13 protein-coding genes are annotated in these 13,815 nt (G+C 72.4%); 9 read left to right on the top strand and 4 right to left on the bottom strand.

What is annotated here, in order from left to right; translation table 11 throughout:
- The first annotated feature begins 68 nt into the window (after positions 1-68).
- The 4 genes from argJ to HUT18_RS03430 are packed head-to-tail and all read left to right on the top strand — an operon-like array spanning position 69 to position 3,907.
- The gene (argJ, locus tag HUT18_RS03445) at positions 69-1,220 is read left to right on the top strand and encodes a bifunctional glutamate N-acetyltransferase/amino-acid acetyltransferase ArgJ (RefSeq protein ID WP_176097689.1); all 1,152 of its coding nucleotides are present in this window, start codon (positions 69-71) and stop codon (positions 1,218-1,220) included.
- Positions 1,217-2,158 (top strand): acetylglutamate kinase, encoded by a 942-nt coding sequence (gene argB / locus HUT18_RS03440; RefSeq protein WP_176097688.1) that lies wholly within the window; start codon positions 1,217-1,219, stop codon positions 2,156-2,158. Before argJ ends, argB begins: the two co-directional genes overlap by 4 nt.
- The gene (locus tag HUT18_RS03435) at positions 2,155-3,360 is read left to right on the top strand and encodes an acetylornithine transaminase (RefSeq protein ID WP_303246531.1); all 1,206 of its coding nucleotides are present in this window, start codon (positions 2,155-2,157) and stop codon (positions 3,358-3,360) included. The genes argB and HUT18_RS03435 overlap by 4 nt, the downstream gene beginning before the upstream one ends.
- Positions 3,361-3,367: 7 nt before the next feature.
- Positions 3,368-3,907 carry an arginine repressor gene (locus HUT18_RS03430; protein ID WP_176097686.1) on the top strand — a complete coding sequence of 180 codons (540 nt, stop codon included), beginning with the start codon at positions 3,368-3,370 and terminating at the stop codon, positions 3,905-3,907.
- A gap of 198 nt (positions 3,908-4,105) precedes the next feature.
- Here the strand turns inward: HUT18_RS03430 and HUT18_RS03425 are convergent, their stop codons facing one another.
- Both HUT18_RS03425 and HUT18_RS03420 read right to left on the bottom strand, forming a co-directional pair.
- Positions 4,106-4,990: a diacylglycerol kinase family protein gene (locus HUT18_RS03425; RefSeq protein ID WP_176097684.1), complete on the bottom strand. Its 885-nt coding sequence runs from the start codon at positions 4,988-4,990 to the stop codon at positions 4,106-4,108.
- Positions 4,987-6,594, bottom strand: coding sequence for an FAD-binding oxidoreductase (locus tag HUT18_RS03420; RefSeq protein ID WP_254878409.1), 1,608 nt, complete (start codon positions 6,592-6,594; stop codon positions 4,987-4,989). Before HUT18_RS03420 ends, HUT18_RS03425 begins: the two co-directional genes overlap by 4 nt.
- A gap of 17 nt (positions 6,595-6,611) precedes the next feature.
- On the opposite strand from HUT18_RS03420, the gene HUT18_RS03415 reads away from it, so the two are divergent.
- On the top strand, positions 6,612-7,199 hold the full coding sequence (locus HUT18_RS03415) for a TetR/AcrR family transcriptional regulator (RefSeq protein WP_176097682.1): 588 nt from the start codon (positions 6,612-6,614) through the stop codon (positions 7,197-7,199).
- Entirely contained in the window at positions 7,199-8,752 is a 1,554-nt protein-coding gene (locus HUT18_RS03410; protein ID WP_176097680.1) for a glycerol-3-phosphate dehydrogenase/oxidase, read from the top strand. Before HUT18_RS03415 ends, HUT18_RS03410 begins: the two co-directional genes overlap by 1 nt.
- A gap of 72 nt (positions 8,753-8,824) precedes the next feature.
- Here the strand turns inward: HUT18_RS03410 and HUT18_RS03405 are convergent, their stop codons facing one another.
- Both HUT18_RS03405 and HUT18_RS03400 read right to left on the bottom strand, forming a co-directional pair.
- A complete protein-coding gene (locus HUT18_RS03405) occupies positions 8,825-9,559 on the bottom strand; it encodes a L,D-transpeptidase (protein ID WP_176097679.1) in 735 nt (244 codons plus the stop codon).
- A 2-nt stretch (positions 9,560-9,561) separates the two neighbouring features.
- Positions 9,562-10,149, bottom strand: a complete 588-nt coding sequence (locus HUT18_RS03400) for a pyridoxamine 5'-phosphate oxidase family protein (RefSeq protein ID WP_176097677.1) — start codon at positions 10,147-10,149, stop codon at positions 9,562-9,564.
- Between the two features lie 78 nt (positions 10,150-10,227).
- Between HUT18_RS03400 and HUT18_RS03395 the strand changes: the two genes are divergently transcribed.
- From HUT18_RS03395 to argH, 3 genes are all read left to right on the top strand, one after another.
- Positions 10,228-10,605 (top strand): DUF488 domain-containing protein, encoded by a 378-nt coding sequence (locus HUT18_RS03395; protein WP_176097675.1) that lies wholly within the window; start codon positions 10,228-10,230, stop codon positions 10,603-10,605.
- 190 nt (positions 10,606-10,795) lie between these two features.
- A complete protein-coding gene (locus HUT18_RS03390) occupies positions 10,796-11,989 on the top strand; it encodes an argininosuccinate synthase (protein WP_176097673.1) in 1,194 nt (397 codons plus the stop codon).
- A gap of 323 nt (positions 11,990-12,312) precedes the next feature.
- Positions 12,313-13,740, top strand: coding sequence for an argininosuccinate lyase (argH, locus tag HUT18_RS03385; RefSeq protein ID WP_176097672.1), 1,428 nt, complete (start codon positions 12,313-12,315; stop codon positions 13,738-13,740).
- Positions 13,741-13,815 lie beyond the last annotated feature (75 nt).

The following is a 13,815-nucleotide window of genomic DNA, read 5'->3' as shown; positions in this document are numbered from 1 at the left end:
TCGCAAGACCAGCACCCGGCCGCCCGCCCGTCGCGGCCCGATCCGGCGGGCTCAGCAAGGAGAACGCAGTGAGCGTCACGGCAGCACAGGGATTCACGGCCGCGGGTATCGCGGCCGGAATCAAGGAGAACGGCAATCCCGACCTCGCCCTCGTCGTCAACAACGGGCCACGACGGGCCGCCGCGGGCGTCTTCACCAGCAACCGTGTGAAGGCCGCGCCGGTGCTCTGGTCCGAGCAGGTGCTCAAGGGCGGCGCCCTCGCCGCGGTGGTCCTCAACTCCGGTGGCGCCAACGCCTGTACGGGACCCAAGGGCTTCCAGGACACGCACGCCACCGCGGAGAAGGTGGCCGAGGCGCTGAAGGTCGACGCGGCCGAGGTGGCCGTCGCCTCCACCGGCCTGATCGGTGTCACGCTGCCGATGGACCGGCTGCTGCCCGGCGTGGACAAGGCGGCCGCCGAACTGTCCGCGCACGGCGGCGAGAAGGCGGCCATCGCCATCAAGACCACCGACACGGTGCACAAGACGGCCGTCGCCGAGGGGGCGGGCTGGACCGTCGGCGGCATGGCCAAGGGCGCGGGCATGCTCGCCCCCGGCCTGGCCACCATGCTGGTGGTGCTCACCACCGACGCGGACGTGGAGTCGGCCGAGCTCGACCGGGCGCTGCGCGCGGCGACCCGCACCACCTTCGACCGGGTCGACTCCGACGGCTGTATGTCCACCAACGACACCGTGCTGCTGCTCGCCTCCGGCGCCAGCGGGATCGCCCCCGCGTACGCGGAGTTCGCCGAGGCCGTACGCGCCGTCTGTGACGACCTCGGACGGCAGCTCATCGGTGACGCCGAGGGCGCGAGCAAGGACATCCGGGTCGACGTGATCAACGCGGCCGGCGAGGACGAGGCGGTCGAGGTCGGCCGTTCCATCGCCCGTAACAACCTCCTGAAGTGCGCGATCCACGGCGAGGACCCGAACTGGGGGCGGGTGCTCTCCGCCATCGGCACCACCTCCGCCACCTTCGAACCGGACCGGCTGAACGTCGCCATCAACGGCGTCTGGGTGTGCCGGAACGGCAGCGTCGGCGAGGACCGCGAGCTGGTCGACATGCGCTACCGGGAGGTCGTCGTCACCGCCGACCTCGCCGCGGGCTCGGCCGCCGCCACCATCTGGACCAACGACCTGACCGCCGACTACGTCCACGAGAACAGCGCGTACTCCTCATGAGCACTCCCAGCACCCGGCCGGGGGGATCCCCGCGCAAGCACACCGCACTGCCCAAGGCCGAGATCCTGATCGAGGCGCTGCCCTGGCTGACCCGGCACCACGGCAAGACCGTCGTGATCAAGTTCGGCGGCAACGCCATGGTCAACGACGAGCTCAAGGCCGCCTTCGCCCAGGACGTGGTGTTCCTGCGGCACGCCGGACTGCGTCCCGTCGTGGTGCACGGCGGCGGCCCGCAGATCAGTGCCCAGCTCGACAAACAGGGCCTGGTCAGCGAGTTCAAGGCCGGGCTGAGGGTCACCACGCCCGAGGCGATGGACGTCGTACGGATGGTGCTCGCCGGGCAGGTGCAGCGCGAGCTGGTCGGGCTGCTCAACCAGCACGGGCCGCACGCGGTCGGGCTCACCGGCGAGGACGCGCACACCATCACCGCCGTCAAGCACCAGCCGCAGATCGACGGCGAGTTGGTCGACATCGGCCGGGTCGGCGAGATCACCCGGATCGACACCGGGGCCATCGAGGCACTGCTCGACGACGGCCGTATCCCGGTCGTCTCCTCCATCGCCCGTGCCGAGGACGACGGCCACATCTACAACGTCAACGCGGACACCGCCGCCGCGGCGCTCGCCGCGGCCCTGCGCGCCGAGACCCTGATGGTGCTCACCGACGTCGAGGGCCTGTACGAGGACTGGCCGCACAGCGACGAGGTGATAAGCCGTCTGACCGCTTCCGAACTGGAGGCGCTGCTGCCCGAGTTGGCCAGCGGCATGGTGCCGAAGATGGAGGGCTGTCTGCACGCGGTGCGCGGCGGGGTGACCACGGCCCGGGTGATCGACGGGCGCGTACAGCACTCGATCCTGCTGGAGATCTTCACCGACGAGGGAATCGGCACCATGGTCGTGCCGGACCCGCCCGAGGCGACCGGAGGCAAGACGCCGTGAGCGGCAACCAGGAACTGACCACGCGCTGGCAGGGCGCGCTGATGAACAACTACGGCACTCCTAAGCTGTCGTTGGTGCGCGGCGAGGGCGCCAGGGTCTGGGACGCCGACGGACGCGCGTACCTGGACTTCGTCGGCGGTATCGCGGTGAACGCGCTCGGGCACGCCCATCCCGGCGTGGTCCGCGCCGTCTCCGACCAGATCGCCACGCTCGGCCATGTCTCCAACCTGTTCGTCGCCGAGCCGCCGGTCGCCCTCGCCGAGAAGCTGCTCGCCGCCTTCGGGCGCCAGGGCAGGGTGTACTTCGCCAACTCCGGCGCGGAGGCCGTCGAGGCGGCGTTCAAGATCGGCCGGCTCACCGGCCGCCCGCACATGGTCTCCACCGAGGGCGGCTTCCACGGCCGGACCATGGGCGCCCTCGCCCTGACCGGTCAGCCCGCCAAGCAGCAGGGCTTCGGCCCGCTGCCGGGCAGCGTCACCCATGTCCCGTACGGGGACGTCGACGCGCTGCGGGCGGCGGTCACCGAGGAGACCGCGCTGTTCGTCGTGGAGCCGATACAGGGCGAGAACGGTGTCGTGGTGCCGCCGCCCGGCTATCTGGCAGCGGCCCGCGAGATCACCCGTGCCACCGGAACGCTGCTCGTGCTCGACGAGGTGCAGACCGGTATCGGCCGTACCGGGCACTGGCTCGCCGGTCAGGCGCAGGGCATCGAACCGGACGTGGTCACGCTCGCCAAGGGACTCGGCGGCGGGCTGCCGCTCGGCGCGACGGTCGCCTTCGGTGCGACCGCCGAGCTGCTGAATCCCGGGCAGCACGGTTCGACCTTCGGTGGCAATCCGGTCTCCTGCGCGGCCGGACTCGCCGTTGTCGACGCCATCGAATCCGAGGGACTGCTGGAGAACGTCAAGCGCGCCGGGGAGCGGCTGCGCGACGGAATCGAGTCGCTGGGGCATCCGTTGGCCTCGCACGTCAGGGGCGCGGGCCTGCTCCTGGGTATCGTGCTCACCGAGCCACTGGCGCCGCAGGTGCAGCAGGCGGCTCAGGACGCCGGCTTCCTGGTGAACGCGCCCGCCCCCGATGTCGTACGGCTGATGCCGCCGCTCAACCTCCGCGACGACGAGGCCGACGCCTTCCTCGGGGCGCTCGTCGGCATCCTCGACGGGGCCCTGCGGGCGAGCGGGGAAGGACGATCCGGAGATTGAGGCGACGATGAGCCAGCCGCAGGACAACGACCAGGCGGGGCCCGCGGTACCGCAGACCCGTACCGCACGCCACCGCAGGATCGTGGACATCCTCAACCGTCAACCGGTGCGCTCGCAGAGCCAGTTGGCCAAACTCCTCGCCGACGACGGGCTGAGCGTCACCCAGGCGACGCTCTCCCGGGACCTCGACGAGCTGAACGCGGTGAAGATCCGCAACACCGACGGCGACCTCATCTACGCGGTGCCGAGCGAGGGCGGATTCCGTACCCCGCGTGCCCCGCTCGGCGAGTCGGCGAAGGAGGAGCGGATGCGGCGCCTCTCGGCCGAACTGCTCATCTCGGCCGAGGCGTCCGCGAACCTCGTCGTGCTGCGCACGCCCCCGGGCGCGGCCCAGTTCCTCGCCTCCGCCATCGACCAGGCGGAACTGCACGACATCCTCGGCACCATCGCCGGGGACGACACCCTGATGCTCATCAGCCGGGACCCGGCGGGCGGCAAGGCCCTGGCGGAACACCTGCTGCGGCTCGCCCAGAACGGGCACCACTGAGCGATCACCCCGGGCAGCCTGAGGCGGAACGTGCCTGCACGGGCGGGGCCGTTCGCGGCGTAAGCCGGTTTTGCGGGCCGGTCGAGCCGCCGCGTACGAGCGCTCCCCGGGGCATACGGCCCGGGGAGCGCCCGCGAGGTCCCGGCGGACGGCTCGGCCGCCAGGCCGAGAGGGGGACTCGGCCGGGCGGCGGGGGACTCAGCCCTCGGCGGGGACCAGGACGCTCACGGCACCCGGCACGCAGGTCACCGTGAGCGGCAGGTCGTCGATGAACTCCCCGTCCGCGTAGGCGAAGGCGCCCGGGGCGCCGATCTCCACCTCGCGGCCCCTGAAGGTGCGCACCAGCGGGTCGGACACATGGGTGCCCTGCCGCATGCGGGGGAGCAGCCGGGCCAACTTGAGGCGTCCGGCCGCGCGCACCAGCGTGACGTCGAGCAGACCGTCGTCCGGTACGGCGCCCGGACAGATCTTCAGACCGCTCCCGTAGTACGCGGTGTTGCCGACCGCGACCAGGGTCGCCTCCTCCTCGACCGTCTCGCCGTCCACCCGGATCCGGAAGGGCACCGGGCGCAGCCTGAACGCCTCGATGCCGATGGCGAGTTGATAGCGGGCCCGGCCGCGCGGCCAGCGCAGGGTGTTGACGCGATGGCTCACGGCGGCGTCGAAGCCGGAGGTGAGCACGGTGGCGTACCAGGTGTCGCCGCACCGGGCCAGGTCGAGCGTGCGCGGGACGCCGTCGGTGATCAGCCGGGCGGCGGCCGCCGTGTCGCCGCGCGGGATGCCCAGCATCCGGGCGAAGTCGTTGCCGGTGCCCGCCGGGATCACCGCGAGCGGCACACCGGTGCCCGCCACCGCCTGGGTGCCCAGATGCACGGTGCCGTCCCCGCCGACCGCCGCGAGCACCTTCGCGCCCGCGGCGACCTCCTTGTGGGCCTGGGCCAGCGAGTCCTGGGCGTCGGTGCCCGAGATCAGGTGCGTCTGGTGGCCCGCGGCCCGCAGCAGCTCCGCCGCCCGGTCCGCGATCGCCGCCGAACTCCCTTTCGCGGACGCCGGGTTGACCAGGAGTACGACCCGGCCCGTCATACGTCTTCCGGGATCAGCTTGCCGGGGTTGAGGATCCCGGACGGGTCCAGGGTGCGCTTGACGGCGGCGAGGACCTCCACGCCCAGCGGGCCGATCTCCGCCTCCATCCACGGCCGGTGGTCCATACCGACGGCGTGGTGGTGGGTGATCGAGCCGCCCGCCGCGGCGATCGCGTCGCTCGCGGCGCGCTTGGCCACCGCCCAGCGGCCCTGCGGGTCGTCCGTCGCGTCGGCGGCGACCGTGAAGTAGAGCGAGGCGCCGGAGTGGTAGGCGTGCGAGAGGTGGCAGTACACCACCGGGCTGCCGCTCTCCTGGGGCAGGTTCTCGGTGAGCGCGCGGGTCACCGACTCGCGCAGCTCGTGCAGGCCGGACCAGGAGGTGACGGTCTCCAGGGTCTCCGCGAGCACACCCGCGTCGAGCAGGGAGTCGCGCAGGTAGGGAGCGGTGAACCGGGAGCGGCGCCAGGTCTGGGCGCTCTCGGAGGCGATCCGGCGCGCGCCGTGGCGTTCGAGGACCTCGGCCACCTCGGACCGCCGCCGCTCGACCTGGGCGGCACTCCCCTCGAAGTGCACGACGCTCTGACAGCCCTCGGGGGCCTGGCCGCCCGCGATGGCCGCGTTGATGAAGGTCTCCGTCTCGTCGGAGATGCGGATCGCCGTGGGGAGCCCGCCAGCCTGGGCCAGCTCGCGTACCGCCGCGGTGCCCGCCGCGAACGTGGGGAACGCCCAGGACTCCTCGACCCGGCTCTCGGGGACGCGGCGCACGCGTACGGTGACCTCGGTGATCACGCCGAACACGCCCTCGGAGCCGAGGAAGAGCTGGCGCAGGTCGGGTCCCGCGGCGGTGGCGGGGCCGCGGTCGAGGGTGACGGTGCCGCGCGGGGTGGCCACCTTCAGGGCCGTGACCATCGCGTCGAAGCGGCCGTAGCCCGCCGAGAACTGTCCCGAGGAGCGGGTGGCCGCATATCCGCCGATGGAGGCGAACTCGAAGCTCTGCGGGAAGTGACCGAGCGTGTGGCCCTCGGCGCCGAGCAGCTCCTCCGCCTCCGGGGTGCGCAGACCCGCCTCGAGCGTGGCCGTGCCGGACTCCTCGTCGAGGGCGAGGAGCGCGTCGAGGCGCCGCAGATCCAGGCTGATCACGGCCGGGAAGTCGCCCCGGAAGGGCTCGACCCCGCCCACCACGCTGGTGCCGCCGCCGAACGGTACGACCGCGATGCCGTGCTGCGCGCAGACGTCGAGGATGCCCTGCACCTCGTCGTGCCCGGCGGGGGTGAGTACGGCGTCGGGAGCCTCGGCCACCTCGCCGGCCCGGCGGCGCAGCAGGTCCGGGGTGCTCTTGCCGCCGGTGTGCCGCAGGCGCGTGGGCTCGTCGGTGTGCACGTGCTCCACGCCGACCACCTCGGCGAGCGCCGTGAGCGCCTTGCCCGGCAGCGCGCTGGGCCGCAGGGCGAGCGCCGCCTCCGTTACGCGGGCGGGGGCGGCGCTGCTGATCCCGAGGGTCTCGACGATCAACTGCCGGGTGGCCGCGTCGAGTTCCTGCGCGGCGGCCGGATCGCCCCAGGCGTTCCAGGCCATCTCGGGCACGTGCTGAGTGGGTCGCTTCATGCAGTACAGTCTTACACATGACGCCAATGCGTAAAAGTGAGGACGACATCCTGGATGCCGCGCGCGAGTGCGTGGAGGCCTTCGGGGTGCGCCGCACGACCCTGACCGACGTGGCGCGCAGGGCCAAGGTCAGCAGGCCCACCGTCTACCGCTACTGGCCCGACATCTCCTCGCTGGTCGCCGATCTGCTCACGCGCGAGCTGCGCGCCGTCTTCGCCGCCTCGGTGGCCGAGGCCACGGAGGCCACCGCGCTGGCCCGGATCGTCCACGGCTGCACCGGCACGGTCGGCGCCGTCTGGCACCACTCGATGTTCACGCGGTTCATCGACAGCGAGGCGGACCTGCTTGCCACCTACGTCTTCCACCGGCTCGGCTCCAGCCAGCTCGCCGCGCTCGACCTGCTCCGCGCCCAGATCGCCGAGGGCCAGCGGGACGGCTCGGTGCGCCCCGGCGACATCGAGGAGCTCTCCCGCATCGTGCTCCTCACGGTGCAGTCGATCACCTCCTCGCGCCGCCTGGTCGAGGACACCCTGAGCGAGGAGCGGCTGCTCGCCTCGCTGGCCCACCTGCTCGACGGCTACCTGAACAACCGGGAGACCGCCTGATGACCGACCTTCGCGCCCACCGCTCCGCCTCCCTCGACGCCGCGCGCCGCGCCCGCTCCCTGGAACTGCTCGGCACCGGCCCGACCGTGGACGTACTGGTCGTCGGCGGCGGCGTCACCGGTACCGGCATAGCCCTGGACGCCGCCTCGCGCGGACTGAGCGTCGTCCTCGCCGAACGCCACGACCTGGCCTTCGGCACCAGCCGTTTCAGCTCCAAGCTGGTGCACGGCGGACTGCGCTACCTCGCCTCGGGCGAGCTCGGCGTCGCCTACGAGAGCGCCCGCGAGCGCGGCATCCTGATGGGCCGCACCGCCCCGCACCTGGTCCGCGCCATGCCGATGGTGCTGCCCCTGCACCGCTCGGTCACCCGCCTCCAGGCCCGGGTGACCCGTGCCGGATTTCTCGCCGGGGACGCCCTGCGCCTGAGCGCCCGGGTCGGCGCCGGCACGCTGCCCGCCTCGCGCCGCATCCCGGCCGCGCTCACCCTGGCCCTCGCCCCCGCACTCGACCCCACGGGACTGCGCGGCGGCCAGCTCTCCTACGACGGCCAGCTCGTCGACGACGCCCGGCTCGTCACCGCGCTCGCGCGCACCGCGGCTTCTCGGGGCGCGCACATCCTGACCCGCTGCGGCGCGCTCGAACTCGACGGTGACAGCGCCCTGTTGCGCGACGAACTCACCGGTACGGAACTGACGGTCAGGGCCCGCTGCGTCATCAACGCCACCGGGGTGTGGGCGGACCGCCTGGTGCCCGGCGTGAGCCTGCGCCCCAGCCGCGGTACCCATCTCGTGCTCCCGGCCGAACGGCTCGGCAACCCGCGGGCGGCCGTCACCGTGCCGGTGCCCGGCGAGACCAACCGTTTCGTGTTCGCGCTGCCCCAGCCCGACGGCCGGGTCTACGCGGGCCTGACGGACGAGCCCCTGGACGGACCCGTACCCGAGGTGCCCGAGGCGCCGGAGGAGGACGTCGAGTTCCTGCTCGCCACCCTCTCGCGGGTGCTCACCGTGCCGCTGAGCCGTGCCGACGTCATCGGCACCTTCGCCGGACTGCGCCCGCTGCTCGACTCCGGTACCGGCCGCAGCGCCGACCTGTCCCGCCGCCATGCCGTACTGACCGCTCCGAACGGCGTGATCACCGCGGTCGGCGGCAAGCTGACCACCTACCGGGCGATGGCAGAGGACGCGGTGGACGCGGCGACCGCCCGGGCCGGACTGCACACCGGACCCTGCCGCACCCGGGACCTGCCCCTGGTCGGAGCCGGTCCGGTACCCCGCGACGCCGGGCTCCCGGCCCGCTTCGTCGCCCGCTACGGCAGCGAGGCCGCCGCGGTGCTCGCCGAGGCCGAGGGCGACCCGGCGCTCCTGGAACCGGTCGCCGCCGGGGTCACGGGCGCCGAACTGCGGTTCGCCGTACGCCACGAAGGCGCCCTCGACGAGGGGGACCTGCTCGACCGGCGCACCCGTATCGGGCTCGTCCCGGCGGACCGCGAAAAGGCACTGGCCGCGGCCAGGGAGGCGCTGGCCTCGTCGCGGACGGCCCTGGCCGCCGACTGAGCGTCCCGCCGGTGGACCGTCGGCGCGCTGTCGGCGGACCGCGAGCGAGCCGCCGGGCCCGGGCGGGTTCGCTCAGTAGCGGGTGACGGCGGTGGGCCCGGACCGGGTGCCGACGGCGAGATGCGGGCGGCGCTCCGGCCGGGCCCACCGCAGCAGACGCACCATCGTCTCGCGCGGTACGGAGACACAACCTGCCGTCGCCCCGCGGCCGTTGACGTGCACGAAGATCCCCGCGCCGCGGCCGCGCACCGGCCGCTCGTAGTTGAAGCCGACCACGAGGGCGTACGCGTACTGCGGGTCGTAGTCCGCCAGGCGCTCCGACTCGCTCGCCCGGCAGTCGGCGGGCAGTGGCCGGGTCATCCGGTTGTACGCCGCCGAGCGGGGATCCTCGCACCACCAGGAGTCCGGCCGCACCCGCCGGTGGGGGAGCCGGGTGCCGACCGGCGCGGGCCGGATGCCGAAGGCGAACGGCAGCGGATACAGCCCGGCCGGTGTGGTGCTCGTCCCCTGGCGGCGCCGGACGCCCTCGACCAGCCCGTTCGCGCCGAACCGCGCGGGCGCCGAGCCCACCGCGCGCCAGCTGCCGCGCTGCCGCTCCCACCAGGTCAGCACGCCGTGGGTGGCCCGGGTGTGCCCGGCCACCGCCGTGATGAGCTGGCTGCCGCCACCGGTGTCGGCCATCCGGTCCGGCAGCGGCTCGGCGTGCCGGGGCGGCTCGGCGGGACGGGACGGTGCGGCGGCCACCAGGGGGACGGCGGCGGCGAGGACGAGCAGGGCGGCGCGGACGCGGCCCGGGGGCTTGCGCATGGTCAGACGCTACGGGGCGGCAGCGGCAACGGCAGCCCCGGCAGGCCGTCCATGCTCGTCGCGATGTACTCCTTCTTCGCGAAGTAGGCGCTCAGCGAGGCGTCGTCCTCCCGCGCGAAGCGCTTGGCGTGCAGGTCGCGGTCCTCCTCGTACGCCATGAACGGGACGGCGTAGCCGCAGGTGTCCCGGATGAGTTCCGCGCCGACGACGATGATCGCGCGCAGCCCGTGCGGCTCGGGGTCGATGTCCGGGAACCGCGCGAGGAGAGCGTCGAAGCGCGGGTCGTCGCGGAACACGGGCTCGCCGCGGCCGTGCACCCGCACGATGTTCGGCGGCCCCTGGAACGCGCACCACATCAGCGTGATGCGGCCGTTCTCACGAAGGTGCGCGATGGTCTCGGCGTTGCTTCCGGCGAAGTCGAGGTAGGCCACGGTCAGTTCGTCGAGTACGACGAACGAGCCCGTGAGGCCCTTGGGCGAGAGGTTGATCGTCCCGTCCCCGGCGAGCGGGGCGGTGGCCGTGAAGAACATCGGCTGCGCCTCGATGAACTCGCGCAGCCGGCCGTCTATGCGTGCGTGTGTTTTACCCATGTGGCCGATTATTCGCCCCTGCCCGCCGCGCGAGATCGCCGGGGCGCGGACGCCGCCGCCTGGGGTGACGATGGGCTCATGGCAGACAGCGCGGACGCAGCCGGGACGCTGCACCTGGGACGCATCTACGACCCCGTGGAATCCGGGCAGGGCGCCCGCATTCTCGTCGACCGGCTCTGGCCCCGCGGCGTCTCCAAGGAGAAGGCCGAGCTCGACCTCTGGCTGCGCGACGTGGCGCCGTCCGGCGACCTGCGTACCTGGTACGGCCACCGGGAGGCGCGCTACGAGGAGTTCGCCGAGCGCTACCGGGCCGAGCTGGCCGAAGGACCGGGAGCAGAGGCCCTGGACCGGCTCGCCGGGTACCTGGAGGAAGGGCCCGTACTCCTGCTCACCGCGACGAAGGAACTGGACGGGAGCCATCTGACCGTGCTCGCGGAGCTGCTCACCGGGGGCTGAATCACGGCTCGGACTCCCTTCCCGGGCGTTGCTGTTCGTCCCGGATTTTGTCCCGGATTCTCCGCGGTCGGCGCGGGGCGCGGGGCGGGCGCCGAGGCCGACGCGCCCTGCTCACGACCCTCGCGTTGACGAATCATGCAGAGCAATGCATACTCATGCATGTCAGCGAATGCACTGTGAGGAGAAACCCGTGACCGAGCGCGTCGTACTCGCCTACTCGGGCGGCCTGGACACCTCCGTCGCCATCGGCTGGATCGCCGAGGAGACGGGCGCCGAGGTCATCGCCGTTGCCGTGGACGTCGGCCAGGGCGGCGAGGACCTGGACGTCATCCGCAAGCGCGCGCTCGCCTGCGGTGCCGTCGAGGCCGAGGTCGCGGACGCCAAGGACGAGTTCGCCGAGGAGTACTGCCTCCCGGCGATCAAGGCCAACGCCCTCTACATGGACCGCTACCCGCTGGTCTCCGCCCTCTCGCGGCCCACCATCGTCAAGCACCTGGTGGCCGCCGCCCACAAGCACGGCGCCGGGATCGTCGCGCACGGCTGCACCGGCAAGGGCAACGACCAGGTCCGCTTCGAGGCCGGTATCCAGGCGCTGGGCCCCGACCTCAAGTGCATCGCCCCGGTCCGTGACTACGCCATGACCCGGGACAAGGCGATCGCCTTCTGCGAGGAGAAGCGGCTCCCGATCGCGACCACCAAGAAGTCCCCGTACTCCATCGACCAGAACGTCTTCGGCCGTGCCGTCGAGACCGGGTTCCTGGAGGACATCTGGAACGCGCCGATCGAGGACATCTACGAGTACACGCAGAACCCCGCCGCCGCCCGCGAGGCCGACGAGGTCGTCCTCACCTTCAAGGAGGGTGTGCCGGTCGCGATCGACGGCAAGCCCGTGACCGTCCTCCAGGCGATCCAGCAGCTCAACGAGCGGGCCGGGGCCCAGGGCATCGGCCGGATCGACATGGTCGAGGACCGTCTCGTCGGCATCAAGTCCCGCGAGGTCTACGAGGCGCCCGGCGCCATCGCGCTGATCACCGCCCACCAGGAGCTGGAGAACGTCACCGTCGAGCGCGAACTCGCCCGCTACAAGCGGCAGGTCGAGCAGCGCTGGGGCGAACTCGTCTACGACGGCCTGTGGTTCTCCCCGCTCAAGCGCGCCCTGGACGGCTTCATCAACGAGGCCAACCAGCACGTCAGCGGCGACATCCGGATGACCTTCCAGGGCGGCCGCGCGGTCGTCACCGGACGACGCTCCGAGCAGTCCCTGTACGACTTCAACCTGGCCACCTACGACTCGGGCGACACCTTCGACCAGTCCAAGGCCCAGGGCTTCATCGACATCTTCGGACTCTCCTCGAAGATCGCGGCCAAGCGTGACCTCGGCTGAGGCCGCGGCGCACCAGGGCCTGTCCGGCGGATCTTCGCGGGCCCGCGACGCCTGGCACGCACTCTCGCCGCACGCCCGAACCACCCGAGTACGTCCAGTACGAGGGTGATCCGGGCGCACGCCGAGAGCACGCACCAGACGCCGCGAGCTATTCCACGAAAATCCGCCGGACAGGCCCTAGCCTGAACCGCCTCCCTGGTCCACGACCGGGGAGGCGGTCGCACATCCGGCCGTGGCCCCTCGGGAAACGGCCGTGCGACGCGAGCAGTTGAGCAGTTGAGCGGTTCTCTCCACAGCAGACCTCGAACGAAAGCAGTAGCGACGTGAGCAGCAACAGCGGTGACGTACGGCTCTGGGGCGGCCGGTTCGCCGACGGTCCCGCCGAGGCCCTGGCACAGCTCTCCGCCTCGGTGCACTTCGACTGGCGCCTGGCCCCGTACGACATCGCGGGTTCGCGCGCGCACGCCCGTGTCCTGCACAAGGCGGGCCTGCTCACCGAGGACGAGCTGACCCGGATGCTGGCCGGTCTCGACCGGCTGGAGGCCGATGTCGCGGACGGCTCCTTCACCGGCACCGTCGCCGACGAGGACGTCCACACCGCCCTGGAACGCGGTCTCCTGGAGCGCCTCGGCCCCGACCTCGGCGGCAAGCTCCGCGCCGGACGCTCCCGCAACGACCAGGTGGCCACGCTCTTCCGGATGTACCTGCGCGACCACGCGCGGATCATCGGCGGCCTGCTCACCGACCTCCAGGAGGCCTTGGTCGGCCTCGCCGAGGCGCACCCCGCGGTGGCGATGCCGGGCCGTACCCACCTCCAGCACGCCCAGCCCGTGCTCTTCGCGCACCACATGCTCGCCCATGTGCAGTCGCTGTCCCGGGACGCCGAGCGGCTGCGGCAGTGGGACGCCCGTACCGCCGTCTCCCCGTACGGCTCCGGGGCGCTCGCCGGGTCCTCGCTCGGGCTCGACCCGCAGGCCGTCGCCGCGGACCTCGGCTTCGAGAACGGCTCGGCCGCCAACTCCATCGACGGCACCGCCTCGCGTGACTTCGTCGCGGAGTTCGCCTTCGTCACGGCGATGATCGGGGTGAACCTCTCCCGGATCGCCGAGGAGATCATCATCTGGAACACGAAGGAGTTCTCCTTCGTCACCCTCCACGACGCCTTCTCCACCGGCTCGTCGATCATGCCGCAGAAGAAGAACCCGGACATCGCCGAGCTCGCGCGCGGCAAGTCCGGCCGCCTGATCGGCAACCTGACCGGGCTGCTCGCCACCCTCAAGGCGCTGCCGCTCGCGTACAACCGTGACCTTCAGGAGGACAAGGAGCCCGTCTTCGACTCCTGCGACCAACTGGAGGTCCTGCTCCCGGCGTTCACCGGGATGATGGCCACCCTCACCGTCAACGCCGCGCGTATGGAGGAGCTGGCGCCCGCCGGTTTCTCGCTCGCCACCGACATCGCCGAGTGGCTGGTCAAGCAGGGCGTGCCGTTCCGCGTCGCGCACGAGGTCGCGGGCGAGTGCGTCAAGGAGTGCGAGGCCGCCGGGATCGAGCTGGACCAGCTCACCGACGAGCAGTTCGCGCGCATCTCCCCGCATCTGACCCCCGAGGTGCGCGGTGTCCTCAATGTGCCCGGCGCCCTCGCCTCCCGCGACGGCCGCGGCGGCACCAGCCCGTCGGCGGTCGCCGTCCAGCTCGCCGAGGTGAAGCAGGACCTCACCGTCCAGCGGAACTGGGCCGAGGCGAAGAGCTGAGCCGTCGGGCTGAGCCGTCGCGCTGAGGCGGCGAGCCGAATGCCGGGAGCCAGGAGCCGAGAGGCAACAGGCGGC

This window comes from Streptomyces sp. NA04227 (genome assembly GCF_013364195.1).
In the GTDB taxonomy this organism is placed as follows: domain Bacteria; phylum Actinomycetota; class Actinomycetes; order Streptomycetales; family Streptomycetaceae; genus Streptomyces.
The sequence above is the reverse complement of the archived record's forward strand: the minus strand, read 5'-3'. Positions and strand labels throughout refer to the sequence as shown.